The following is a 24,497-nucleotide window of genomic DNA, read 5'->3' as shown; positions in this document are numbered from 1 at the left end:
GAACCGGCAGACGGGCGTGGGGTGGGGACAGACCAGGCGCGAACTACCAGACGGGACTCGCTTTGAACCCAGGGAACTCCGCTGGCGTCAGCCGATTGAACCCGCCTTACGGCACCGTCGAGGCCCGACCCGGACCCCAGCAACCCCGGCGCTTCTCTCGAGTCGCCCCGGCTCAACGCGGCGCTCCTCGTCCACGGCCCCACTGTGGGAACTCTCGCGCCCATGGGACGGCCCGTGCCCGCCCCTCCGAGCACTGCTTGATCTCGTCTACCGGCCCCGCGAACTACGGCCGCGCGTTACGAATAGCGCGATTCTCGCACATCGGACAATCAATGCAACGGCCACAATCGCCAGCGACATTCGCATAACACACGGCCGCACTACTCTCACAATCACTGCCGAGGCTGCACACAAACGGGCGGTACCATGCTTCTGGGGGGATGAGCTATGGAGGAGGCTGCTCTGTCCCGCCCGGATTTGCGCGCATTGTTCCGAACCAACACCCGCGCCCTCGTCGCGACGGACGTGTTCGCCAACCGTGCCGACGAATGGGCCGCGCTGCAGCGCAGCCTCGTGCGCGTGGTCGAGACGCGACGCGATCGGGCGTTCGATGTCGAGGACGTGCAGCGTCCCCGACGCAACGTCCTCGTGTTCTATGGCGTCGGCGGCGTTGGCAAGTCCACTCTTTCCCGGCAAATCGGTGAAGTGCTCACGGACTCGGGCGCCGGTCCCGAGCATTGGCCGCCCGTGGACGGACAGCTCGGCCGGCTGATCCCGGTGCGGATCGACCTGGCCCGGCAGAACGGCGTGAGCTTCGAATCCGTGGTCTTGGCTGTTCGCGTCGCGCTCACCGAGCTCGGCAGGCCGCTGACCGCGTTCGATCTCGCCTTCCTGCGGTACTGGGAACATCACCATCCCGGCGATCCGCTGGACGAGTTCCTGCGTCGGCACACGATGCTCAACCGCTTCGGCGGGGCGGGCCGGCTCCGTTCGCAGATGGACGCCGCAATGGGTGACGTCGCCTCGGCGGCGGGTCTGCCCGGGACGGCGGGCATGCTCGTCGGGCAGGGGCTCGCGTCCACCGTGCGGGCACTGCGGGAGCGGCGGCGGGCGGCGCGCGCGGTGTCGGGCTGTCGACGGTTGCCGGACCTGCTGGAAGCCGAACCCGACCAGGACGCACTGTCCTTCTACCCGCATCTCCTGGCCTGGGACCTGGCGCAGCTTCCCGAAGAGAAGACCGCCACCCCCGTCGTCCTGCTCGACACGTTCGAGGACGTCGGCGACCGCGTGCACCGTGACGTCGAGCGACTGATCCAGCGCATGGTCTGGCTGATGCCCAACGCGTTGTTCGTCGTCACCGGACGGAACCGGCTGCAGTGGGACGACGCCCGGTTGGAGGGCCAGCTCGACTGGGTGGGGCCGACGGCATGGCCCCAACTGGTGCCGGGCGCGGGCGACGACCCGCGCCAGCATCGGGTCGGCTACCTTTCCCAGACCGACTGCGAGGACTATCTGCGGCGGCGCCTGCTGATCGAGGAACAGCCGCTCATGGACGCACCGACCCGGCGCGTGCTGATCAGCCACTCCAAAGGTCTGCCGCTCTACCTCGACATGGCCGTGATGAGGTTCCTGGACCTTTACGAGCGGGCCGGGCAGGCTCCCGATATGAGCGAGTTCGATCTCGAGTTCCCGGCACTGGTCGCCCGGACCTTCCGCGACCTGTCGGCGGAGGAGCGCACCGTGCTCCGAGCCGTCAGCCTGCTGGACTCGTTCTCCGTGGAACTGGCCACGGCGGCGGCAGGGCTGGACTACGACGCCGCCGCGCTGCGGCTCGCCGACCGTCCCTTCGTGGACGTCACCCCGGGCGCGCAATGGCCGTACCGGCTGCATGACCTCGTTCGCACGGCGATCCGGGACACCGACACCACCGGTGACGACCGCTGGACACCGCAGGACCGGCGGCGCGCCGCCGAGCGCGCGTTCGACGCGATCGGCAACGAGTTCACCCGGCACAGAGGCGACCGTCGGGTCCTGCTCGGATGCCTTCGGCAAGGCCTGCGGCTCGCCAGGGAGCATGATCTCCCCCTCGGCTGGCTGGGGGACGCCGCACTCGACTATGTCCGCGACTTCGTCTGGGAGCCCGTCGAGGACGGTACCGGCGACATCGACAGTCCCGCCGCCGCGTTGGGCGAGACGCTCACGGCGGTGGCCCGACGGCAGCGTCAGCATCGCGGACGCACCGCCGATCGGCTCCGGGCCGTCCTGTCCGCCGGGCTGCTGCCCCCGGAGCTCGACGAACTCCCGCGCTACTTTCTCGCGGAATGCGAACGCGACCTGGGCAACCTCACCGCCTCGATGGACGGCATGCGCCGCGTCTCCGCCGGAGGCGGTGCCCTCGCCCCGGACGCCGCCCGCGGCCTCCTGCATCTGGAACGCAGACTCGGCCACTTCACCGGCGCGCTCGCCAGAGCCGAGGAACTGCCTCCGGGCGGCAAGAAGCACCGGACCATCGGCGAGATCCTCTGGACACAGGCGGACGTCACGTCGGCGTGCGCGGCCCTCACCCGAGCGCGTGAAGACGCCCTGGCCGCCGGACAGCACGGCGAAGCCGCCCTCTGTCAGGCATACCTGGCGTTCACTTCGGCCTTCCAGGACCGCGGCCGCTCGCTCGAGCAGATAGCCCGCGCGGAACGGATGCTCGATGGCGTGAACGTCGGCTTTGCTGACCTGCAGGTCCGCAACGCCCGCCTCCTCCTGGCCGCCGGGCGCGCTGACGACATGGCCGAACGCGTCGACGACGTCGCCGCGCTCGCGGCGGCGAACGGGGTCTCGTCCTGCGCCGCCTACGCCCGGCTCGCGCTCTGCTTCCACGCGGCGGCACGCGAGTCGCCCGAGCTGATGAGCTCGGCCCGCCGACGGCTCGACGAGAGCGTCCGCGGTGAAGAATTCGCCTACCTCATGGAGATCACGTACTTCTTGACCGGTGAGGACGTTCCCGACGGCTTGCCCCGCGCACACTGGATCGGCGGGGAAGCGCGTGTGCGAGCACAGTGGAGCGGGCTTGTGGCGGAGCGGCGCCGGGACATAGGCGGGGAGGGTTGAGCGGATGGCCACGTACACGAAGGTTCACGACGTCGACACAGCGGCGGTCGCAGACCTCTACGGCCTGGAGGGGCTGACGCTCCGGCCGCTGGAGGGCGGCGCGGCAAATTCGAGTTTCAAAGCGACCGCCGACCAGGGGTCGTTCGTCTTGACCATCCTGGACAATCACGATCAGGCGAGCGCTCATGCGCTCGCCGCCCATACCGAGGCGATGTTCCGCCTGGGTGTCCCCACGGCGGAGGTCGTCCGCAACGTGGAAGGCGCGGACGTCTCGATCATCACCGGCCGTCCCGTCCTGCTCAAGCGCTGGATCCCGGGCCAGGTCGTAGACCGGCTTCCCGACGAGTTGCTGACAGCGGCCGGCGAACTGCTCGCACACCTGCATGGCGTGCCGCCCGCGCAGGTACCCGACCTGCCGACCGGCACCCGCCGTCTCTCACCCGCACATCGGGCCACCATCGAGGAATTCCCTGACAAGGCGTTCGCCGACTGGCTCACGCACGGTCTCGCGGGAGTGGAGGCCCGCGAGCGGCGGCTCCACGATGACCAGGTCGTCTGCCATGGTGACGTATTCACCGACAACCTGATCGTGCGCCCCGACGATACGCTGGCCGTCATCGACTGGGAGACGGTGTCGCTGGACGGCGCGCTGCTGGATCTCGGCATGACGATCCTGGGGCTCGCGAACGTGAACGGCGCCCTGGACCGCCACCGGGCGGACCTCATCGTCACCGGCTACAACAAGCACCGGCCTCTGTCCGCCGAGCAGCTTGTCGCGCTTCCCCAAGAGATCGAGCACGCCGCCCTGATCATCGCGTTCCACCGCTACTACCGGCACAACGTCCGTTTTCCCGACCCCGCCAAAGGCGACCTCCACACGGAGATGATCGACTTCGTCGAGTCGATGCGAGGGCTCACCTTGTCGACCCCTTGATCGGCGAGGGTAAATAGTCGCCTGTATGCAGGGCGGGACGGGCGTGTCCGTCCGGCGTGCGGGACGTGGCACGGCGGGCGCGTGATGTGCCCTGTTCGTCCGTCCCGCGTCCGAGGTATGGGGCGGACGCGGGACGGGCGGGCGCGGGCACACGGTCCGCGCGGACAAGCGCGGCGCCGGGCCATGCGACCGGCCGGAGGCAGAGCGCGGACCGGTGACGGGCGCTGACCGGACCCGCGTGGCGCCCCGGAGATCAGCGGGACCCGGCGGGACGGTCGACGGCGGTGGACGGACGGCGTGCCCAGCGCGGCGCGGGCACCGGCGGCGGAGCGCGGCCGGCTGCGCGCCCAGCCCCGGGCGAACCGCCGCGCCCCCTGCCGTACGGAGCATGGCGCCCACATCGGCTGCCTCACCGGCGTGCGGCATCCGGCGCGGACACGGGCGCCGGGCGAGGCGACGGGCCGGGCGCGAACTACCTGACGGGACGCGCCTTGAGCCCTGCCACCAGCGCCCCGGACTCCGCCGGTGTCAGTCGGATGGACCCACCGGACGTCCGCTTCGAATCCCGAACCCCAACCCCGGCTCCGTTGTCGAGTCGTCCCAGCTCAACGCAGGCTTTGTCGTCCACTCCCCCGCTGTGGGAGCTCTTGCGCCACTGGACGACCACGGCTACTCCGTCGGGAGTCGCTTGATCTCGTTCACGAGCCCCGCGAACTCGGACACGGTCAGGTTGAGGTGACCAGCCTCAGGAGCTTTCGAGTCCCGAACCCCGATGCCCTGCGTAAGACGCCCCAGCTCAACGCAGTGCTGGTCGTTCGCACCGCCGCTGTGAGAACTCTTCCGCCACTGCACCATCATGACAAGCGCTCCAAGTACTGATTGATGATCTCGCGCGAGAGGCCTTCAGATACGGCCTTCGCGCCGACACGGTCGAACATAACCGACACCTCGCGGACTTCGCCAGGCGATTCGATCAGGCGCCCTCCGTTCTGGGCAGCCGAGTATGCGATATCACGGCTTTCCAGGCTGAGGACCTGCATGGCGCCGTCAACACCAACGTGCGCCCCCGACGAGAACGGGACGACACGAACGCTGACCTGCGGGAGGTCGATCATCTTCTTCAGGTGCTCCAACTGGGCTCTCATGATCGCAGTGCTGCCGACCACACGAGCCAGCACACTCTCGTCGATCACCGCCCACAGTTCGACGTCTTCACCCCGCGCGAAGAGGGCATCCTTCCTCGCCACGCGCTCAGCCATCTCGGCCTCCCGCTCCTTACGCGAACCCTCCTTGACGTACTCCCATGTGTAGTCGTCTGTCTGGAGGACCAGCGGGATCACCTGCCCGTGATAGGTCTTGATCAGATGCGCTTCCTCCTCGTACTTGACGAGTTGCCGCCCCCAGTCCGGATTGTGCATCATTCGGGCAAACCAGAGCAAAAGCTGCAATAGCCGTCCCGTCCGGTAAGTCTCGTCCAGCTTCGCCATCTGGTATTCCTGCGGGCGCTGACGGCCTGCCTCCATGTTGCAAACCGATGATCGCGAAACACCAATGATCTTGCCGATCTGAGTCAGCGAAAGCCCCTCCTTCTCCCGAAGAAACCGCAGGTAGAAGGCCAGGAAGTGGTACATGGACAGCTTCGGCTCGATCGGGTCGCGGACGATGGGCATCGGAGCCTCCTGTTTGGTTTTTATTCCTGTACAGGTCAACGGTACGTCGACCGGTGACCCTTGTCACAGGAATTCGGAAACCGAGGCAAGGACGGGACGATGCCGATCACCGCGACAGGAGACTTGATCATTTCCCTACTGGGGACGCCGGCCGCAGTAGGGATCGCACGCACACTCGCGGGCGCACGGCTGCGCAAATGGGACTGTTACCGCATTCTGGACGATGCACTTCTTATCGTCTCGGAACTCGTCACCAACGCGGCCCGGCAGACGCCGCACGAGGAACTCCGGTTCCAGATCAGCCGGGACGCCGCCGGGGTCATCATCGCGGTCTGGGACTCCAGCCCCGAGATCCCGAAGCCGAAGCCCCTCTTCGAACTCACCCTCGAAGACCTCGACATGGACGAGGACACGTTCGACAACAGCGGCGGCCGGGGCCTGCCCATCATTCAGACGCTCTCAACCACATGCGGCGTCACAAGGGACCCGCACGGGGGAAAATGGGTTTGGGCCAGGCTCAGTCCGTAGCCGAACCCGATACATTGGCTTGCGGCGTGCGCGAAGAGGGCACGCCGCAAGCTTTCATCTTAAAAGAGGCCGCCCTGTTCACCGACCGGCCTGGCTTGCCCCTTTTTGGCCTTTTTGTCGTGCAGGCCAGCAGCAACCTCGGCCGCATACCGCTCATGGTTGAGTTCAAGCAGCCGGTCGACCAACTCGCGTTGTATGGCAGAGCCCACGGTGTACCGAACCTCCCTGCCGACTGGGTGATACCCGTGGTCGAGTTGCGGGATCAAGTCATTCCACCCATACGCCCGACATGTCGCCTCATCAACAGCCTTGTGGATGGCACGTAGTTCGACGATATCGTCGTCCTTGCAGATCGGGTCATGGAGCAGGTTGTACGTCTTCGTCAGACCCAACTGCCGCGTCAGCATCACGTTCCGCCGGAAGCTGTCTAGCCGCTCCCCTAGCTCGCGCATCTCTTGCGTCAACCGCGGCAACGACAACGTCTCGAACACATCGGATGGCGTGTACCGAATATCGGTCTTCATTGTCGATGCCCGCGAGAACGTCCACCAATAGTGGGGGGCACTACTAAGGAGTGCGAGCATCGCCAGATCGTCAATAGCGAACACCACGACAGCCTCACTGAGCACGCAGCCAGCAGATATCATGGCAGGCATTACAGTTTTACTGACACGACCGAGTACAATGACGCGATCCAAGCCAGCAGTGGCTTCGAGCATCGCTGGGCGTTTTTCTGCAAATTGCCACCAATGATCCCGATATACTTTCCGATTATTGGCGTCCCGCTCAGGCTTTACCAGACGAAGGACTTGCCCATAACAGTCAACATAAGTTTTAGCCTTCTCTTCTGGCCAGTCATGAAAGTTTATAACAAAACGACTAGCCGAGAAATCTGAACTATTATTCAAGTCCTGGCTATTCAAATACGGGAACAAGACTTCAGAGTAGCGCGGATCTTTCTCGATAAGCTTCTCCGCTTTACGCGGATCCATCGTGAATCCCATGCCAAGCACATAGGATCCAATAAATGAGATTCCTCCGTTAGCCACGAGTCTCCGAGCAGGGCCCGTCACCCGAGATTCTGGGTCGAGCGATGAGGTGATCCCCGAAACCTTGACACCATCAGCTATACGACTGATCCCCTCGCCCAGAGCAGCCTTGCTAGTCCAAACAGCACTATACTCCAACACGGCGCTCTTCGATGGCCAGGGCTGCGACTTTACAGCTTGCCGAATCGTGACACCGTGGTCCACCAGTTTTTCAAGACCAACCTCGCGAGTATCTCCCTGTGCGATGGTGTTGGTCGTGATGAGGGCACTCTGGCCAGCCTGATTCAGGATGGCATGGGCACGCAGAAGGAAGTAGGCGACCAGGTCAGCGCTCCCCCGAACTCCACATCCAATAACGTCGACCGCGTACTCACGGTAAGCCGTCCCGAGAGCACCAGTGAGCTTCTGACCTCCCAGAAAGGGCGGGTTCCCGATTATGGCATCGAATCCACCATTATCGAAGACCTCAGGAAAGGCCAGAGGCCAGTGAATCGGATTCCGGTCGAAGTTTCCGGAGGGCAGGTCCGTGCGGAGCCACGTCTTTAGTTGGTCAGTGGCTTGAAGTTCGACCCGTGCATCACCATCGAACATGCGCATGGCCAAGTCGCCGACCTGGATCGAGCCCTCCCGAAGGCTGGTATCGCCTCCTCGCACATGGGCAAGGGTGGCACCCACGGTGAGGTCGGCGATGAAGCGGGCGCGTTTGGTTTGCAGCTCCGTCGCCGCCAGAGCATCCCGCTTAGCCTCCAGCCCCTCCAAGGTCGAGCCGTCCATTTCCACGAGTCGGCGGCGGTCTTCGGCGACGCGGGAGACGAGTTCACGGACGCCGGCCGTGAGCCTCACGTCCAAGCGCTCGTGGATCTGACGGCCACGCTTGGCGTCCATGTGCAACACTTCAAGCTGGTCGATCGAGGTGATGCCAAGGAGCGAGTCGCCAACAATCAGCCGGTCGTCCAGGAACGTGAACGGGCGGTGCGGGTCCATCGACACCAGCCACAGCGAGAGCTTGGCCATCTCGACGGCCATCTCGTTGATGTCCGCACCATAGAGGCAGTGCTCGATGATGTGGCGGCGGGCGTTGATAACCACCGGGTCCGCGTCAGCGTCAATCGACTGGTCGGTGGTCTGCTCCTCGTAGCCCGTGGCGCGGGGGTCGTCCTCGCGGAGCCAGGCGGCAACAAGATGCTCCGCGAGGTAGCGGCAGGCGGCCACGAGGAACGCCGCCGAGCCCATGGCGATGTCGGCGACCTTCAGCGAGAGGATCTCGTCCGACGACTTCGGCTTCCACTCGTTCTTGTTCGCCGTCTGGAGGGGGCCGGGCGAGTAGACGAGCGGCTCCAGCGCGCCCTCGACGACCTGTTCCGCCAGGAACTTGGGCGTGTAGTGGGTGCCGGTGTTCTTTCGGAGGGACGACTCCGTCACGTACAGGCCGTCCTGCAGGATCACGACGGGGAGGTCGCGCAGGTCCGTCCGGATGACCCCATAGAAGGGCAGCAGGCGTTCGGTGAGCTGGGCATTCCCATTGGTGACGGCGAGGAGCTTGCGGCGGGCCTCCTTCTCGCCTGCACCGGTCAACTTCGCGAGGCGCTTCTCCAGGGCCTTGGCGGAGCCGATCCGGGAGTCCTTGTACTCGGTGGCGAGCTTGGACGCGAGCGCGGGCACGTCCGGGCAGGAGGCGGCGAAACCCTCAAGGACGCTGAGGGGTACCTCTTCCTCGAGGCCGGCCTTTCCGATGAGGCCGACGACCGTGTCCTCCGCGTACAGGCCCTCGAAGGACAGTAGGCCCTCGTAGACGTAGCCGATCTGTTCGACGTCCAGCGCGCGGAAGGACAGCTTGCGGCGCTCGCGGCTCTTTCCTGTCCCGATTTCGACGTACTGGACGGCCTTCAGCATGTGAAGAACGGTCCGGTCCTCGATGTTGAGGGGCAGCCACTCGAAGCGGGACGGGTCGAAGATGGAGCCGTCGTGGGGGTGCATCGGCATGTCCGGGTGGTCCACGCCGTAGTAGACCGCGTTGAACAGGGCGAGGAGCCGGTTCCAGCCGTGGTAGGTGTGCTCGAGGTCGTCCTCGCTGCCGTCGAGGGCGCGCTGTTCGAGTTCGGCGCAGAGGCGTCCGGCGGAGTAGGCCGTCCGGTACAGCTCCTTGTCGGCGGGGAGGAGTCCGCGCTCTTCGGCGAACAGCAGGAAGACGATCCGCATCATGACGGCGACCGACGCCCGGTACACCTCGGACGCCGGGACGTCGCCGATGCCGGGGCCGCCGCGGGCGATATCAAGGGTGTGGGCGCGGCCGATGGCGGCGACGAGCAGTTCCACGGCCTGGCGGACCTGGACGCCGAGGGCCTCGGTGATGTCCTCCTGGTTGTCCAGGCTGGCCTTCAGCAGCGCGACCGGGGTCTCGTCGTCGGGGACGGCGAAGAACCGGGACCGATGGAGAATCGACAGGAAGGCGCGGACGACGTCGCGTTCGGCGGCCTCGTGCCAGTTGACGGAGTCGAACGAGGCGGTCGTGGTGACGCCGCCGCGGGGTGCCCAGACGAGCGTGAACCAGCGGCCGTCGGTGGCGAGGCCGAGCTGCACGTCGTGATGCCGGCAGAGCTGGGCGAGGCGGTCGGCGGGGGTGGCGGCCCAGCCGGAGCCGGGGACGCGCTGGGTGGGCCGGTCGTCGCAGATGAGGCCGAGGACGTGGACGGTCTTGGGGCCGTCGTCGGCGGGGGCGCCGGGCTCGCGGAGGACGAACGAGGGCGTGACCGTGGTGTCGTGCTCGGGGACGTCCATGGCGAGGGCGTCCAGGCCCTCGGTCTGCAGGAGGTCGCCCCAGCCGAGGAGGTCGCCGAGGATGTAGTCGATCCAGGGGCGTCCGGGCAGTGCGGCGTGCTCGCGGCGGAGGCGCTCGCGGGCGGGCTTGTCGAGCGTGTCGAGGGTCGGCCAGATGCGGCGGAGGACGGGCACGCTGAGGAACGGCCCGGACACGTCGATGAGGTCGAGCCAGTCGGCGTGGTCGGTGCCGTCCTTGTGCTTGGGGAAACGCTTGTTCACGGGGGCCATGTCAGATCGCCTCTCGCTTCGGCACGACGAAGATCACCGCGACGGGGAAGGAGTGCGGCCGGGGGTCCGCGTAACGGGCCTCGATCTGGCGCAGCTCCAGGTCCCGCTCGTCCGACAGGCGGGCGAGGCGTTCCTCCCAGGATTTGCGGTCGTTCTGGTACTGGCGGCGTTCCTCCGCGGACGCCACGGCGGCCTGGGAGAACAGCGCGCCCTCCTCGTCACCGCGGGCGAGCTGGCGGCGGAGGGTTTCGGCGAACTGCTCCAGGCTGGCGGTGATGCGGCGGGTCTCGGCGTCCTTGCGCTGGACGAGCTGCTTCTGCAGGGACTCGTGGCGGGTGTCGGTCCGCCACTTGACGGCGCCCTCCAGGCCGAGGCGCAGCTCGTCGAAGCGGCCGGCGAGCCGGGCCTGGATGCGGGGCGGGGCGGACGTCCCGGAGGTGAGGGCGCGGTCGAGGAGGTCGCCGAGGCGTCCGACGCTCTCCCACCGGCGGAACCGTCCCGTGTCGGGCGCCCAGCCGCCCGCGTGCAGGACCTCCTCGTGCAGGCGGACGCCGTCCGCGCCGACGAGGACGAAGCGGGAGAACGCGGCGACGAGCGTCGTCTCCAGTTCGGGGTCGTCGGAGACGACGGCGGCGACGCGGTGCAGGTCGATGCCCTCGTTGGAGACGGCGGCGCGCAGCAGGCGGGTCGACATGGCGACGAGGGGGTGCCCGAGGTGGGCGAGGACCACGTCGTCGCGTCCCCGCGCGACCTCCCGGTCGAAGGTGACGGGGAGCTGCCGGGGCGGGCCGCCGTCCTTGGGCAGCTTCTCCAGCAGCCCGGCGGACGCGCGCTCCCAGGAGCCGGTGAGGACGGGCACGTCGTGCACGCCCGGGTCGGCGGTGGGCTGCAACGGCTGCTGGCGGGCCAGTTCGAGAGCGGTGTCGACGACGCGCTTCACGTTGCCGGGGGTGATGTGCAGGTTCTTGACGGTCGTGTCGACGCGTTCGCGGAGCTTGCGGACCTGGTCGCCGACGTCGGACTCGGACGGGACGCGCTCGCGGCCGGCGGCCTTCGCGGTCTCGGCGTCCACGTCGATGTGCTCGCCGAGGAGGCGGCGCTGGACGGCGTCGGCGAGGACCGCGTTGACGGAGCCGAGGTCGGCCTCCATCTGCGACACCTTGTGCGCGACGCGGGACAGGAACTCCAGGTCGGCCTCGTAGGAATCGACGGTCTTGTCCCAGCCGGTGCCGACGAAGTGCCGGATCTGCGGGGTGTGCTTCTGCCCGTAGCGGTCGATGCGGCCGATGCGCTGCTCGAGCTTGTTCGGGTTGAACGGGATGTCGTAGTTGACGAGCCGGTGGCAGTGGTTCTGCAGGTCGATGCCCTCGCTGGCGGCGTCGGTGGCGAGCAGGATCCGCACCGGGTGCTCGCCGGGCGCCTTCTGGAACGCGAGACGGAGCTTTTCCCGGTCGTCGGTGCTCATCGTGCCGTCCAGCTCGGCGACGCGGTCGCCGCCCATGCCCTGGTCGCGCAGGAGGCCGAGGAGCCAGTCCTTGGTGTCGCGGTACTCGGTGAAGACGATGACGCGGTCGTCCGTCCACGTTGTGCCGTCGGGGCGGCAGACGGACGTCAGGTACTCGATGAGCTTCGCGGCCTTGGCGTCCGGCTGGGCCTCGTGCGCCGCCGCCCAGTCGTGCATGCGGCGCAGCAGGTCCAGCTCCTCCTCCTGGCTCTGGACGAGCGGCTCGGTGCGGGCGAGGGCGTCGGTCTCGGCCTCGTCCAGGGCTTCGTCGTCGAGGGTGGCGGTGTCGTCGAAGAAGTCCTCCATCCAGGCGTCCTCGGGCGGAAGGGCGCCCCTGCCCCGCGACTTCAGGGTGTCGGTGTAGACGGCGACGGTGTGCGCGAACGCGGCGGGGCTGGAGAACAGGCGCTTCTTCAGCAGCAGCGTCACCAGGTCGGCGGCGCGGCGCCCGCGGGTCTTGTTGAGGCGGGCGCGGCGGACGTCGGCGAACCGGCGCAGCAGGGCGTGGATCTCGCGCTCGTCCTCGGGGTAGGCGACGGGGATCGCGGACGCGTCGCGGGCCGCGAACCGGGCGTTGCCGTCGGCGTCGACGATCTGGCGCTTGAGGCGGCGGACGACCGTGTCGCGGACCGCGGAGTCGTCCGGCGGGACGCCGCGGGCGAAGCGCTGGTCGTCCAGGATCTCCAGGAGGGCGGTGAAGCTCGCCTGGTAGCCGTTGTGCGGGGTCGCCGACAGGAACAGCCGGTGCGTGAAGTGCGGGGCGAGGCGGCGGATCAGCTTCGTCTGCTGCGAGTCGATCGCGTACACCTGCTTGGGCGCGGCCGGGGCGACGTGGTGCGCCTCGTCCAGGATCAGCAGGTCGAACGTGCGCGGGTAGGCGGGGCCGTCGGCGGGCAGCACCTCGTCCAGCAGCCGCTGCGCCTTCGCGCCGCGCAGCCACGGCAGCGACACGATCGCGAGGGGGAACACCTCGAACGGGTTGGCGGCGCTGCCGTGCGTGCGGCGGACCTCCGCGCAGCGCTCGGAGTCGATGACGGTGAAGTCCAGGCCGAACTTCTCGGCCATCTCGTCGCGCCACTTCACGGTGAGGCCCGCCGGGCAGACGATCATCATGCGGCGGCCCCGCTGGCGGAGCAGCAGTTCCTGCGCGACCAGGCCCGCCTCGATGGTCTTGCCGAGGCCGACGTCGTCGGCGAGCAGCAGGTTGACGCGCGGGGCGTCCAGGGCGCGGGCGACGGGTTCGAGCTGGTAGTCCTCGGTGGCGACGCCGGAGCGGAACGGCGCCTGGAGGGTGCGGACGTCGGCGGACGCGACGGCGCCCCAGCGGACGGCGTCCAGGAACGCGGCGAGCCGGCCCGGGGGGTCGAAGCGGTCCTTGGCGACCTCGGGGAGGGACCCGGACGGGAGGGTGCGGCCGCCGGGCTCGATCTCCCAGATGACCGAGAGGGTGTCGCCGTACCGGCCCTCCTCGACACTTTGCAGCGTGACGAGGGTGTTGCCGGCACGCTCGTCCACGGTGCCCACCACCCAGCGCTGGCCGCGGACCTGCACGAGGGCGCCGGGGGTGGGTCGCTCAACGGTCGCAGTCACCGGGAGGGCACTCCTTATTGCAGTGATGAGCTGGCGATACTTGTTAGCACACCGGAACGGTGCCGGGGACTCGCCGATGGGGACGGGTCGGGACCGGAGAACACTTTACGACGCCTGAATACACGACGCCTATACATGTTGCTTCGGTTTACATACCGAGGGAAGTTCGTCGCCCTGGATGGCCGGGTCCGGCTGGAAAATGGCGAGAACAGCTTCCCGCTCGGCTGTTACGATCGCTTCGGCGAGGCCATGAGGAGGCTTCCTTCTCACCCTTCTTACACTCCAGCTTCCTCGCTTTCCTCGCCACCCAAGCAGCAGAAGGATCCCGGACCTCCGTGAGCAGTCCGGTGTCACCGTCGTCCGCCCAGGATCTTGACCGGGCGCTCCGCCGCGCCGGATGGCGTCCCGGCCGCAAGGTCGACATCTCCGCGTACCGCGCCTGGTACGCGGCCGAAGGGTACGAGCCGCACGCCGCGGGCGAGGCGTTCCTCGAGGAGTTCGGCGGGCTGCGCTTCGACGGGTCGGGCCCCGGCGTCTCCGTGGCGCGGCAGCCGTTCTTCGTCGACCCGACCCGGACGGGCGGCGAGGACGAACTCATCGAGGCGTGGGCCCGGGACCTCGGGAAGAACATCGTCCCGCTGGGCGGCCTCGAACGAGAGATGAGCACGTTCGGCATGGACGAGGACGGGCTGATCTACCTCTTCGCCGGCTTCACCAAGGTCAAGGGCGCGAACCGGGACGGGCTCGAGGCGCTCGTCCTCGGTATCGACGGCGAGACCCTCGAGGATTGACCTGCCGGTCGGTGCGTGAGGCCGCTCTGACCTCCTGATATCCAGGACGGGGCGGTCCGGGGGCGGCCGCCCGGAGGGGGCCGTGCGCGCGATGACCGACCGGGACGACGGCACGCGGGGCCGGGAGCCGGGGGCGCGGCCGGCGGAGCCGCCCGCGATCCGGGCGCCGGGGATGCGGGCCGCGTTCACCGTCCGGCGCGGCGGCGTGCCCGCCGGGTCGGCGGCCGCGGTCGGGCTCGCGATGGGGCTGCCGTTCCTCGCGGGCGCCCTCGCCGGACGTCCCGACCTGGGCATGCTCGCGTCGATGGGGGCGTTCGCGGGGCCGTACGCGCGGGGCGTCCCGTACCGGCGCCGCGCGGCCGCGCTCGCCGCCGCGGTCGTCGCGCTGGCGCTCGGGATGGCCGCCGGGACGCTCGCCGCACCGCACGCGTGGGCGGTGGTGCTCACGCTCGGGGCGTTCGCCGGGCTCAGCGCTTACGTCGTGGGGGTCGTGACGTCGCGGCCGCCGGGCGCCCTGCTGATCATGCTGGTGGCGGCGTCGGCGACCGGGCTGCCGCACGACCCGCGCGCGTGGGCGCTGCGGAGCGGGCTGGTGCTGGCCGGGGGCGCGTTCACCTGGCTGGTGATGATGTCGGGGTTCCCGCTGCACCCGCGGCGCCCGGAGAACACGGCGGTGGCCGCGGCGTTCCACGCGGTGGCGGACCTGGCGGACGCCGCGGGCACCGGCCGCCAGGACGAGGCGCGGCACGACGCGGCCCGGGCGCTGGACGAGGCCGCGCGCCGCGTCGGCGACCGGGGCGGCACCGCGCACGTCCGGCGGCTGCGGGCGCTGGTGATGCGGCTGAGCGAGATGTTCGGCGCGCTGGTCGCGGCGGGCGCGCACCGGCCGCCGCCCGCGTCCGTCGCCGCGACGCTGCGCGGCCTCGCCGCCGCCGTGGACGATCCGGGCGCCGCGGCGGGCCCGTGGCCCGAGCCGGACCCGGCCGACCGGACCGGCACGGACTGGACGTTCCGGGCGCTGCGGGCGACCGTGGAGGCGGCCCGCGCCGAGCGTCCCGCGGACGCGCCGCCCGGTTCACCGGTCCGGGCGCTGACGACCGCGCTGGCGGGGGCGCGGCACTCGCTCGTCCTGGCGTCGTCCGCGCGCACGGCGGTCTGCACCGCCGCCGCCCTCGCCGTCGCGTACGCGGCCGGGCTGGCGCAGCCGTACTGGGTGGCGATCGCGGTGTGCGCGGTGCTGATGGGGCAGAACCTCGCCGGGACGTGGCAGCGGGCCCTGAACCGGTCGGCCGGCACCGTCGTCGGGATCGCCCTGGCCGGGCTGCTGCTGCCGCTGCACCCGCACGGCGCGGCGGTCGCGGTCATCGTGGGCGTCCTGCAGTTCGCCGTCGAGCTGCTGGTCGCCCGGAACTACGCGCTGGCCGTCGTGTTCATCACGCCGCTGACGCTGCTGCTGGTGGAGGCCGGGCACCCGGGCGCGTCGCCGCTGCCGTTCGTGGCGGCGCGGCTCGGCAACACGCTGCTCGGCTGCGCGTTCGGCGTCCTCGGCGGGTACCTGCTGTGGCGGCGCGCGGCGGGCCGCCGGCTGCCCGCGGCGCTCGCCGCGGCGCTCCGGTCCGAGGGCCGGCTGCTGGCCGCCGTCACGGCCGGACGGCCGCGGCACGAGGTGGTCCGCGCGCGCCGCGCCGCGCAGTCGGCCCTGCTCGACCTGCGGGACGTTTACGGGCGGGCGGTCGGCGACCACCCGGAGGTCGAGACGCTGTGGCCGGAGCTCATCGCGACCGAGCGGCTCGGGTACCTGATCCTCGCGCTCCCGCCGGACGCCTCCGGGCGGGCGGGCGCGGGGGCCGCGGCGTGCTTCGCCGGGCTGGCGGCGGCCGCCGCGGGCACGGGCGCCCCACCGGACGTCCCGGACGACCTGGACGTCCCCGACCCGCGGATCGGCACGGAGCTGCGGGTCCTCGCCCGCCTCCTGCGGGAGCCGAACGCGGTGCGCGTCCGGCGCCGGCGTGTCCGACGCGGGCTCTAAGGTGCGGGCATGGAGACGTTGCGGGCCAAACTGGACCTGATCCGCCGGGTCGAGGACGAGCACCGCTTCGGTGTCGACATCCGCGAGCCGAACGCGCTGGAGCCTGTCCCCGGCCTACCGGACGGGGTGACCGAGGTGTTCGGCCTCTTCTCCAAGCTCGCGGGGAACTACTTCAGCTTCGTGCAGCCCGCCGAGATCGCCGGCCCGGACGCCTGGGAGAAGCGCGGCGCCGACCCGGACTGCCCGCTCGGCGCGCCGCTGGAGATCGGCTACGAGCGGTACGGCATGCCCCCGGAAGTGCTGGAGGACCTTGAGGGCGGCGCACCCATCTGCCTGGACCTGCTGACGGGGGAGGTCTACTACCGCGACCCCGACGAGTACATCTTCTTCTACAAGCACGTCGAGGTCGAAGAGATCGACACGGTCGACTTCGCCCCGAACGCCGTCGAGTTCTTCGACTCGTTCGTGCTCGGCCCCCGCTACCCGGAGCTGGTGGAGGGCGTCCTCGGCCCCCGCGCCGTCACCGAGCGGGACCGGAAGGGCCGCCCCCGCGACTCCTGGACGCGGCTCCTGGACGCCGCCGGGCTCCTCTGATGCCGCACGGCCGGCGCCCGTCCCGCACGGGGACGGGCGCCGGCCGCCGGTCAGGACGGGTCGTAGGCGAGGTTCGGGGCGAGCCAGCGCTCGACCTCGGCGAGGGGCAGGCCGCGGCGGGCGGCGTAGTCCTCGACCTGGTCGCGGCCGATCCGGCCCACGGTGAAGTACCGCGAGTCGGGGTGCGCGAAGATCAGCCCGCTGACGCTGGCGGCGGGCGTCATCGCGTACGACTCGGTGAGGCCGATGCCGATGCGCTCGGCATTCAGCAGCCCGAACAGGTCGCGCTTCTCGCTGTGGTCGGGGCTCGCCGGGTAGCCGAGGGCGGGGCGGATGCCGCGGAACCGCTCGGCGTGCAGGTCCTCCAGGGCGGGGTCGGCGTCGGGCTCGAACCAGTCGCGGCGGGCCTGCAGGTGGATGTACTCGGCGAACGCCTCGGCGAGCCGGTCCGCCAGCGCCTTCACCATGATCGACTTGTAGTCGTCGTGGTCGGCCTCGTACTGGGCGGCGAGCTCCTCCGCGCCGAGGATCGTCACCGCGAACCCGCCGATGTGGTCGCCGGACGGGGCGACGTAGTCGGCGAGGCAGCGGTTCGGGCGCCCGGTGGGCTTCTGCGTCTGCTGCCGCAGCATCGGGAACCGGGGGCCGGCGGTCACGACGATGTCGTCGCCGCTGGAGTGCGCCGGCCAGAACCCGTAGAGGCCGCGCGGCTTCAGCAAGTCGTTCTTGACGATGTCGTCGAGCAGTTCGTTGCCCTCGTCGAACAGTTCGCGGGCGACGGGCTGGTCGAGGATCGCCGGGTACTTGCCCTTCAGCTCCCACGCGAGGAAGAAGAACTGCCAGTCGATCATCTCGCGGAGCGTCGCCAGGTCGGGCGCGACGACCCGGACGCCCGTGAACTCGGGGGTCGGCAGGTCGTCGAAGGACACCCGCTCCGGGTTCGCGCGGGCCTGCTCGATGGTCAGCATCGGCCGCCGCTGCTTCGTCTCGTGCTCGGCGCGCAGCCGGTCCTGCTCGGTGCGGTTGGACTCGGCGAGCGCCGCGGCCCGCTCCGGGTCGAGCAGGTCGGAGACGACGCCGACGACGCGGGACGCGTCCAGCACGTGCACGGTCGTCGCGCCGTAGGCCGGTGCGATCTTCACGGCGGTGTGCTGCCGGGACGTGGTCGCGCCGCCGATCAGCAGCGGCAGGTCCATCCCGCGGCGCTGCATCTCGGCCGCGACCGACACCATCTCGTCGAGCGACGGGGTGATCAGCCCGGACAGCCCGACGGCGTCGGCGTTCTCCTCGACGGCCGTGTCGAGGATCTTCGCGGCGGGCACCATGACGCCGAGGTCGACCACGTCGTAGTTGTTGCAGCCGAGCACGACGCCGACGATGTTCTTGCCGATGTCGTGGACGTCGCCCTTGACGGTCGCCATGACGACCTTGCCGTTGCCGCGGGAGGTGTCGAGCAGGCCCGCCTTGCGCGCCTCCTCCTTCTCCTGCTCCATGAACGGCTCGAGGTACGCGACGGACCGCTTCATCACGCGGGCGCTCTTGACGACCTGCGGCAGGAACATCTTCCCGGCGCCGAACAGGTCGCCGACGACCTTCATGCCGTCCATCAGCGGGCCCTCGATGACGTCGAGGGGGCGGGCGGCCTTCTGCCGGGCCTCCTCGGTGTCCTCCTCGACGAAGTCGACGATGCCGTGGACGAGCGAGTGCGCGAGCCGCTTCTCGACCGGGCCCTCGCGCCACGACAGGTCGACGGTGCGCTTCGTCCCGCTGCCCTTGACGGTCTCGGCGAACGACACGAGCCGGTCGGTGGCGTCGGGGCGCCGGTCGAACAGCACGTCCTCGACGTGTTCGAGCAGGTCGGCGGGGATGTCCTCGTAGACGGCGAGCTGGCCGGCGTTGACGATGCCCATGTCGAGCCCGGCGCGGATCGCGTGGAGCAGGAACGCCGAGTGCATCGCCTCGCGGACGATCTCGTTGCCGCGGAAGGAGAACGACAGGTTGGAGATGCCGCCGCTGGTGCGGGCGCCGGGGCAGCGCTCCTTGATCCGCGGGAGCGCCTCGATGAACGCCTTCGCGTACCCGTTGTGCTCCTCGATGCCGGTGGCGACGGCGAGGACGTTCGGGTCGAAGATGATGTCCTCGGCGGGGAACCCCGCCCGCTGCGTCAGCAGGTCGTAGGCGCGGCCGCAGATCTCGACCTTGCGGTCGGCGGTGTCGGCCTGCCCGACCTCGTCGAACGCCATGACGACGACGCCGGCGCCGAAGTCGCGGATCCGGCGGGCCTGCTCCAGGAAAGCCTCCTCGCCCTCCTTCAGGCTGATCGAGTTGACGACGCCCTTGCCCTGGATGGTCTTCAGCCCGGCCTCGATGACGCTCCACCGCGAGCTGTCCACCATGATCGGGATGCGGGCCGCCTCCGGCTCGGTCGCGATCAGGTTGAGGAACGTCGTCATCTCCCGCTCGCTGTCGAGCAGGTCGGCGTCCATGTTGACGTCGAGGAGGTTCGCGCCGCCGCGCACCTGGTCGAGCGCGACGTCCACGGCGGCCTGGTGGTCGCCCGCCTCGATCAGCTTGCGGAAGCGGGCCGAGCCGGTCACGTTCGTCCGCTCGCCGATCATGACGAAGCCGGTGTCCGCGCCGATCTGGAACGGTTCGAGGCCGCTGAACCGGGGCGCGGACGGGACGTCCGGGACGGCGCGGGGCGCGGTGCCGCGGACGGCCTCGGCGATCCGGGCGATGTGGTCGGGGCCCGTCCCGCAGCAGCCGCCGACCGCGTTGACCAGGCTCTCCCCGGCGAACCCGCCGAGCAGCCCGCCCATCTCCTCGGGCGTCTGGTCGTAGCCGCCGAACGCGTTCGGCAGGCCCGCGTTCGGATACGACGCGGTGTAGGTGGGGGCGATCCGGGCGAGTTCCTCGACGTGGGGGCGCATCTCCTCGGCGCCCAGCGAGCAGTTCAGCCCGACGACGAGCGGGTCGGCGTGCTCGACCGACCGCCAGAACGCCTCGACGGTCTGCCCGGACAGCGTCCGCCCGGACAGGTCGACGATCGTCACCGAGATCCACAGCGGCAGCTCGGGGGCGACCTCGCGGGCCGCGGCGATCGCGGCCTTCGCGTTCAGCGTGTCGAAGATCGTCTCGATCAGCAGCAGGTCGACGCCGCCCTCGGCGAGGCCCGCGATCTGCTCGGCGTAGGACTCGCGGACCTGGTCGAACGTGACGGCCCGGTAGGACGGGTCCTCGACGCGGGGCGACAGCGACAGCGTCACGTTCAGCGGGCCGACCGAGCCGGCGACGAACCGCCCGCCCGCCTCGTCGGCGGCCTGCCGAGCGAGCCGGGCGCCCTGCACGTTCATCTCGCGGACGTGCGACTCGAGACCGTAGTCGGCCTGGCCGATGCTCGTCGCGGTGAAGGTGTTGGTGGTGGTGATGTCGGCGCCCGCCGCGAGGTACTGCCGGTGGACGTCCAGGATGACGTCCGGGCGGGTCAGGTTCAGCAGGTCGGGGTCGCCGGTGACGTCGCGCGGGTGCCCGCCGAAGCGGTCGCCGCGGTAGTCCTCGGGGGTGAGGCCGGCCCCCTGCAGCATCGTGCCCCAGGCTCCGTCGAGAACGGCGATGCGTTCGTCGAGCAGCTTCCGCAGGGCTTCGCTCGTCGTCGGGACCGTCTTCACTGCCACCTCCCGGTCGTTCGTGGGAGGCGCCCTTGTTTCAACCGGAATCCGGTGGGGCCGAGCGTGGCGGGCGTCCACCCGTTGCAGCGCCTCTCGGCCTGACATCGACAGTACCGCGCGACACGCCGGTCTGTCAGTCCGGCCCCGGCTTTCCCGGCGGTCCCAGGGGGCATTCCATCGCCCGTTCCCGCGGATAGGCTTCCCGGCGTGCACGGACAACTGGTAAGCGGGCTGGCGGCGCGGCGGCGGGACGACCACCCGCTGCGCGTGATCGAGAGCGAAGCCGTCGAGTACACCGAGGCCATCGCCACGATGGATCAGATGGTGCGCGACCGGCAGGAGGACCGGATCGACGACACCCTCTGGCTCCTGTCGCACCCCCGCGTCTACACGGTGGGCCGGCGGACGCCGCCGCACGAGCGCCCCGATCCGGCGCACGGTATCCCGGTCGTGGAGACGCGGCGCGGCGGGAAGCTCACGTACCACTCGCCGGAGCAGGTCGTCGGGTATCCGGTGCTGAAGCTGGCGGAGCCGGCCGACGTGGTCGGGCTGATCCGCGACATCGAGCACATCCTGGTGGCGGTGCTGGGCGAGCTGGGGATCCCCGCGGAGCGGCGCGACACCCCGAAGGGCAGCCCGCTGCTGACCGGCGTCTGGACGGCCGAGGGCCGCAAGATCGTCTCGCTGGGGATGTACATCTCGCGGGGCGTCAGCGCGCACGGTTTCGCGATGGACGTCGACGCCGACCCGGAGCCGTGGACGTGGGCGGTCCCGTGCGGCATGCCGGACGTGGAGATGACGTCGGTGTGCCGGGAGCGGGAGCGGCGCGGCCTCTCCCCCGTCACGCAGCCGGAGGTCCGGCGGCTGATCACCGAGGCGTGGCGGCGCGAGACCTGAGCCCCCGGCGGGGGCCCAGGTCCCGGCGCGTCCGGCGGGTCAGGCCGCGCAGTTGCCCTGCGCGGGCTTCCCGGCGAACCGGTCGGTCAGGAAGGCCACCGCGTCGGGCCACGACCACAGCATGCCGGTGGCGTGCTCGGCGATCGTGTAGGTCTTCCAGGTGACGTTGGCGCCCTTCGCGCACCACGCCTTGTGCAGCGTGTCCGCCTGCTCGAACGGGATGATCTGGTCGTAGACGGCCTGCGTCTGGAGCACGGGGACGCCCGGCGCGGTCGAGCCGAGCCTGTTGCCGTCCAGGCGCGCCTGCCACTGCGGCGTGGCCAGCGGGTCGCTGGTGGTGAAGTCGCCGACGTTCTTGAACGCCGTCTCGCCGAAGGTGGCGATGCCGTCGACGCTGGCGATGCAGGTGTCGGACGCCGTCTCCATCAGGGTCCGGCCCGCGTCGTTGAGGAACGACGCGAGGTCGAGCTCGGGGTAGGCGGCGTCGTAGCCGGCGGCGGACATGAACATGAACGCGGCGAACAGGTTGCCGTCGAGGTTCGCGGCGACCGCCCGCAGGTCGGCGGGGACGCCGCCCGCGACGACGCCCTTCAGGTCGAGTTCGGGCGCGTAGGTCGCGGCCAGTTCGGCGGCCCAGCCCGCGGTCGTGCCGCCCTGCGAGTAGCCCATCGCGGCGACGGGGCTCCCGGCGAGGCCCGTCCCGGGGAGGCGCTGCGCGGCCCGCGCCATGTCGAGGGCCGCCGCGCCCTGGGCCCGGCCGACCTCGTAGGTGTGCAGGCCGGGCGTGCCGAGGCCCTGCATGTCGGTGACCGCGACGGCCCAGCCCTTGTTGAGCGCGTCCGAGATGAAGAACATCTCGTAGTCGAGGCCCTGCGTGAGGGTGTACGACGGCGCGCACGCGTCGCCGAGCCCGCGGGTCCCGACGCCGTAGGTGACGAGCGGGCGCTCGCCCGGCCCGCCCCACTCCTTCTCGGGGACGAGCACGGTGCCGGACACGGCGATCGGGTCGCCCTGCGCGTCCTGCGTCCGGTAGAGGACCTGCGTGGAGGTGACGCCGTCGACGGGCGCGCGGCCGAACGGGTCGAGGGTGAACAGCGATGGGCGGGAGCGGATGACGTCGCCGGGCCGCCCGTCGGGGAGCGGCCGCGGCGGCGTGTAGAACGGGTCCTCGGCGGGAGGCGCGAACGCCGGCGGAGCGGCCGCGGCGGGCGCTTGGAGGGCGGTCGCGGTCAGCGCGATCCCCATCCCGCAGGCGACCGCCGTGCGCAGGAGCCGGCGGACTGTGGTGGACATGGAGCTACCCTTCGTCGTGCTCCGGCCCCTCTGGATCGCCCCCAGAGCCCCCGACGGGCCTGGCCGTCCGGGTGACGGCCTCCCGACCTTAAAGCAAGTAGACTCTTACTCCAATAGGCGGGACGGCGGATCCGGCGGCCCCGCTTTGTGACCCGGGTAACAAACGGACGCCGAGCGCTTCACTCCCGCGGGCCGGTGCCCGCGCCGAACGCGCCGGCGTTCCACAGGCGCCGGATGTGCGCGGTCATCGCGGGCCCGACCGCGTACAGGGCGTCCAGGTCCTTGCGGGCCACCGGCGGGGCGACCATGGCGCAGACCGCCGACACCACCGTCCGGCAGGTGAACCGGCCGGCGTCGTCCGCGACGCCCAGCAGCCCGGCCAGCGCGGCGGCCATGGCGGCCTCCCGCTCGGCCCGCCGCCGGATGGCCTCCGCGCCCGCCGCGAACGCCTCGACCAGGAACAGCCGCGCGAAGGGCAGTTCCGCGGCGACCGTCCGCAGGTAGTGGTCGAGGGCGCGCTCGCACCGCTCCAGGGGGTTCTCGCCGTCCGCCGGGACCGGCTTCCGGGTCAGCGACGCCCAGGCCGTGTCGAACGACGCCATGAAGCAGTCCTGCTTCGAGGAGAAGAGCCGGTAGAAGGTCTGCCGCGACACCCCCGCGTGCTTCAGCACGTCCTCGACGGCGGTCGCGGCGTAGCCTTTCTCGGACATGACCTCAGCCATCGCGCGGCACAGCCGCTCCCGCTGGATCCGGGCCACTTCCTCCGGGGCGAGCGCGTGGCGCCCCCGCGGCAGCCGACGCGACGATGTGCTGGCCATCACACCACCTTAGAACAGGGATCGGACCCGGCCCACCCCGTCCACCTGCGCGGGAGCGCCCGTCACGCGCGGCGCGCGCCCCCGGAGGCCATGCCGAGCCACGTGTGCGGGTTCCCGGCCCAGCACCAGCCGAGCTTCGGCGCGTTCTGGCTGATCCAGATCGCGGGGACCCGGCGGTCGCCGCACCGGGAGCCGCCCAGCGAGAAGCACTTGTTCTTCACGAGCACCTCCGGAAAGTGCGTGACCAGCGCGATGCCCTCCTCGATCGTCAGCAGGGTCCGCTCGCGCTTCGCGATGACGTCCATGGCGTCGTTCGGCACCTCGCCGCAGAACTCCTCGCCCCGCTCGACGTCGAGCAGCAGGTAGGCGTCCGGGTCCGGGAGTTCCTCGACGGCGGTGAACCGCTCGAGGGAGCCCGGCTCGAAGGAGCGGTCCACGAACCCGGGCTTCTTCTTCCCGTGCAGGGTCGTGCGCGGCATCGACTCCTCGATCGGGACGACGTTCCGCGTCACGACGAGGACAAACGGGATCCGTCCGGCCGCCGCGTCCACCTCGACGGCGCCGAGCCCCGCGGCGACGTCCCGCAGCGGGGCGACGAGCGCGCCGAGCCGTCCGGCGTCCGGTACCGCGGGCTCCAGGTTCGCGACCTGCCGGTCGAATTCGGCCGTCGCGTCGATGGTCTTCGGATCGGTCGTCAAGCAGGGGCTCCTTCACGGTCGGCACGCCGCACCGGCGCTGACGGGGGCGAAAGTTATGTCAGGCACATCAATATGTCAACGCCAACTTTAGGTCAATTCCGACGAGCGCGGCGGAGCAGCCCGCGCCCCGCCGAGGCGAAGGCGGCACCCGTACGCGACCGCGTACGTCGAGCCGACAGACCGGGGGTCCCACGTGCCCCTTGGTCTTGTTCAGCTGGTCTTGTTCAGCCGATGGGCGGCGACCTGTGCCCGGGGGGATCGGCGGGCACAGGTCGCCGCCCATC

General features: G+C 70.2%; 16 protein-coding genes and 1 riboswitch. Of the genes, 7 read left to right on the top strand and 9 right to left on the bottom strand.

Features of this window, described 5'->3' with window-relative positions:
- Positions 1-447: 447 nt before the first annotated feature.
- The gene (locus tag DMH08_RS13900; protein ID WP_125614395.1) at positions 448-3,102 is read left to right on the top strand and encodes an ATP/GTP-binding protein; all 2,655 of its coding nucleotides are present in this window, start codon (positions 448-450) and stop codon (positions 3,100-3,102) included.
- Between the two features lie 4 nt (positions 3,103-3,106).
- Complete coding sequence (locus tag DMH08_RS13895) at positions 3,107-4,036, top strand: phosphotransferase (protein WP_125614392.1); 930 nt, start codon at positions 3,107-3,109, stop codon at positions 4,034-4,036.
- A gap of 472 nt (positions 4,037-4,508) precedes the next feature.
- Here DMH08_RS13895 and DMH08_RS13890 read toward each other — a convergent pair whose 3' ends face one another.
- From DMH08_RS13890 to DMH08_RS13880, 3 genes are read right to left on the bottom strand one after another with little or no spacing between them, the layout of a single operon-like run.
- The gene (locus DMH08_RS13890; RefSeq protein WP_125614389.1) at positions 4,509-4,703 is read right to left on the bottom strand and encodes a DUF397 domain-containing protein; all 195 of its coding nucleotides are present in this window, start codon (positions 4,701-4,703) and stop codon (positions 4,509-4,511) included.
- 2 nt (positions 4,704-4,705) lie between these two features.
- Positions 4,706-4,891 carry a DUF397 domain-containing protein gene (locus DMH08_RS13885; protein ID WP_125614473.1) on the bottom strand — a complete coding sequence of 62 codons (186 nt, stop codon included), beginning with the start codon at positions 4,889-4,891 and terminating at the stop codon, positions 4,706-4,708.
- On the bottom strand, positions 4,891-5,706 hold the full coding sequence (locus DMH08_RS13880; protein WP_125614386.1) for a helix-turn-helix domain-containing protein: 816 nt from the start codon (positions 5,704-5,706) through the stop codon (positions 4,891-4,893). The genes DMH08_RS13885 and DMH08_RS13880 overlap by 1 nt, the downstream gene beginning before the upstream one ends.
- A 99-nt stretch (positions 5,707-5,805) precedes the next feature.
- Between DMH08_RS13880 and DMH08_RS13875 the strand changes: the two genes are divergently transcribed.
- Positions 5,806-6,234, top strand: coding sequence for an ATP-binding protein (locus tag DMH08_RS13875; protein WP_125614383.1), 429 nt, complete (start codon positions 5,806-5,808; stop codon positions 6,232-6,234).
- 59 nt (positions 6,235-6,293) lie between these two features.
- On the opposite strand, the gene DMH08_RS13870 is transcribed toward DMH08_RS13875, so the two are convergent.
- Together DMH08_RS13870 and drmD are read right to left on the bottom strand one after the other, a co-directional pair.
- On the bottom strand, positions 6,294-10,331 hold the full coding sequence (locus DMH08_RS13870) for an Eco57I restriction-modification methylase domain-containing protein (protein ID WP_125614380.1): 4,038 nt from the start codon (positions 10,329-10,331) through the stop codon (positions 6,294-6,296).
- A gap of 1 nt (position 10,332) precedes the next feature.
- The gene (gene drmD / locus DMH08_RS13865) at positions 10,333-13,425 is read right to left on the bottom strand and encodes a DISARM system SNF2-like helicase DrmD (RefSeq protein ID WP_199747779.1); all 3,093 of its coding nucleotides are present in this window, start codon (positions 13,423-13,425) and stop codon (positions 10,333-10,335) included.
- A gap of 335 nt (positions 13,426-13,760) precedes the next feature.
- On the opposite strand from drmD, the gene DMH08_RS40110 reads away from it, so the two are divergent.
- The 3 genes from DMH08_RS40110 to DMH08_RS13850 all read left to right on the top strand — a co-directional run bounded on the left by DMH08_RS40110 (position 13,761) and on the right by DMH08_RS13850 (position 16,839).
- Positions 13,761-14,216 (top strand): SUKH-3 domain-containing protein, encoded by a 456-nt coding sequence (locus DMH08_RS40110; RefSeq protein WP_158642302.1) that lies wholly within the window; start codon positions 13,761-13,763, stop codon positions 14,214-14,216.
- Positions 14,217-14,307: 91 nt separating this feature from the next.
- Positions 14,308-16,245 carry an FUSC family protein gene (locus DMH08_RS13855; RefSeq protein WP_233617580.1) on the top strand — a complete coding sequence of 646 codons (1,938 nt, stop codon included), beginning with the start codon at positions 14,308-14,310 and terminating at the stop codon, positions 16,243-16,245.
- 9 nt (positions 16,246-16,254) lie between these two features.
- Entirely contained in the window at positions 16,255-16,839 is a 585-nt protein-coding gene (locus DMH08_RS13850) for a hypothetical protein (RefSeq protein WP_125614367.1), read from the top strand.
- A gap of 50 nt (positions 16,840-16,889) precedes the next feature.
- On the opposite strand, the gene metH is transcribed toward DMH08_RS13850, so the two are convergent.
- Positions 16,890-20,513, bottom strand: a complete 3,624-nt coding sequence (metH, locus tag DMH08_RS13845; protein WP_233617576.1) for a methionine synthase — start codon at positions 20,511-20,513, stop codon at positions 16,890-16,892.
- Positions 20,514-20,524: 11 nt separating this feature from the next.
- Positions 20,525-20,608, bottom strand: a riboswitch (S-adenosyl-L-homocysteine riboswitch).
- A 106-nt stretch (positions 20,609-20,714) separates the two neighbouring features.
- On the opposite strand from metH, the gene lipB reads away from it, so the two are divergent.
- Positions 20,715-21,404 carry a lipoyl(octanoyl) transferase LipB gene (gene lipB / locus DMH08_RS13840; RefSeq protein WP_233617575.1) on the top strand — a complete coding sequence of 230 codons (690 nt, stop codon included), beginning with the start codon at positions 20,715-20,717 and terminating at the stop codon, positions 21,402-21,404.
- A gap of 39 nt (positions 21,405-21,443) precedes the next feature.
- On the opposite strand, the gene DMH08_RS13835 is transcribed toward lipB, so the two are convergent.
- The 3 genes from DMH08_RS13835 to DMH08_RS13825 form a co-directional block, all read right to left on the bottom strand.
- A complete protein-coding gene (locus tag DMH08_RS13835; protein ID WP_125614364.1) occupies positions 21,444-22,697 on the bottom strand; it encodes a lipase family protein in 1,254 nt (417 codons plus the stop codon).
- Positions 22,698-22,876: 179 nt separating this feature from the next.
- Positions 22,877-23,515, bottom strand: coding sequence for a TetR/AcrR family transcriptional regulator (locus tag DMH08_RS13830; RefSeq protein WP_125614361.1), 639 nt, complete (start codon positions 23,513-23,515; stop codon positions 22,877-22,879).
- Positions 23,516-23,577: 62 nt separating this feature from the next.
- On the bottom strand, positions 23,578-24,213 hold the full coding sequence (locus tag DMH08_RS13825; RefSeq protein ID WP_034516476.1) for a DUF5701 family protein: 636 nt from the start codon (positions 24,211-24,213) through the stop codon (positions 23,578-23,580).
- Between the last annotated feature and the right edge of the window lie 284 nt (positions 24,214-24,497).

This window comes from Actinomadura sp. WAC 06369 (assembly GCF_003947565.1).
Taxonomy (GTDB): domain Bacteria; phylum Actinomycetota; class Actinomycetes; order Streptosporangiales; family Streptosporangiaceae; genus Spirillospora; species Spirillospora rifamycini.
The sequence above is the reverse complement of the archived record's forward strand: the minus strand, read 5'-3'. Positions and strand labels throughout refer to the sequence as shown.

Bases quoted from the DNA above. Each gene is read 5' to 3' on its own strand.
- DMH08_RS13900 (WP_125614395.1), top strand. From the start codon at position 448: ATGGAGGAGGCTGCTCTGTCCCGCCCGGATTTGCGCGCATTGTTCCGA.
- DMH08_RS13895 (WP_125614392.1), top strand. From the start codon at position 3,107: ATGGCCACGTACACGAAGGTTCACGACGTCGACACAGCGGCGGTCGCA.
- DMH08_RS13885 (WP_125614473.1), bottom strand. From the start codon at position 4,891: ATGGTGCAGTGGCGGAAGAGTTCTCACAGCGGCGGTGCGAACGACCAG.
- DMH08_RS13880 (WP_125614386.1), bottom strand. From the start codon at position 5,706: ATGCCCATCGTCCGCGACCCGATCGAGCCGAAGCTGTCCATGTACCAC.
- DMH08_RS13875 (WP_125614383.1), top strand. From the start codon at position 5,806: ATGCCGATCACCGCGACAGGAGACTTGATCATTTCCCTACTGGGGACG.
- DMH08_RS13870 (WP_125614380.1), bottom strand. From the start codon at position 10,331: ATGGCCCCCGTGAACAAGCGTTTCCCCAAGCACAAGGACGGCACCGAC.
- DMH08_RS13855 (WP_233617580.1), top strand. From the start codon at position 14,308: ATGACCGACCGGGACGACGGCACGCGGGGCCGGGAGCCGGGGGCGCGG.
- DMH08_RS13850 (WP_125614367.1), top strand. From the start codon at position 16,255: ATGGAGACGTTGCGGGCCAAACTGGACCTGATCCGCCGGGTCGAGGAC.
- DMH08_RS13835 (WP_125614364.1), bottom strand. From the start codon at position 22,697: ATGTCCACCACAGTCCGCCGGCTCCTGCGCACGGCGGTCGCCTGCGGG.
- DMH08_RS13830 (WP_125614361.1), bottom strand. From the start codon at position 23,515: ATGGCCAGCACATCGTCGCGTCGGCTGCCGCGGGGGCGCCACGCGCTC.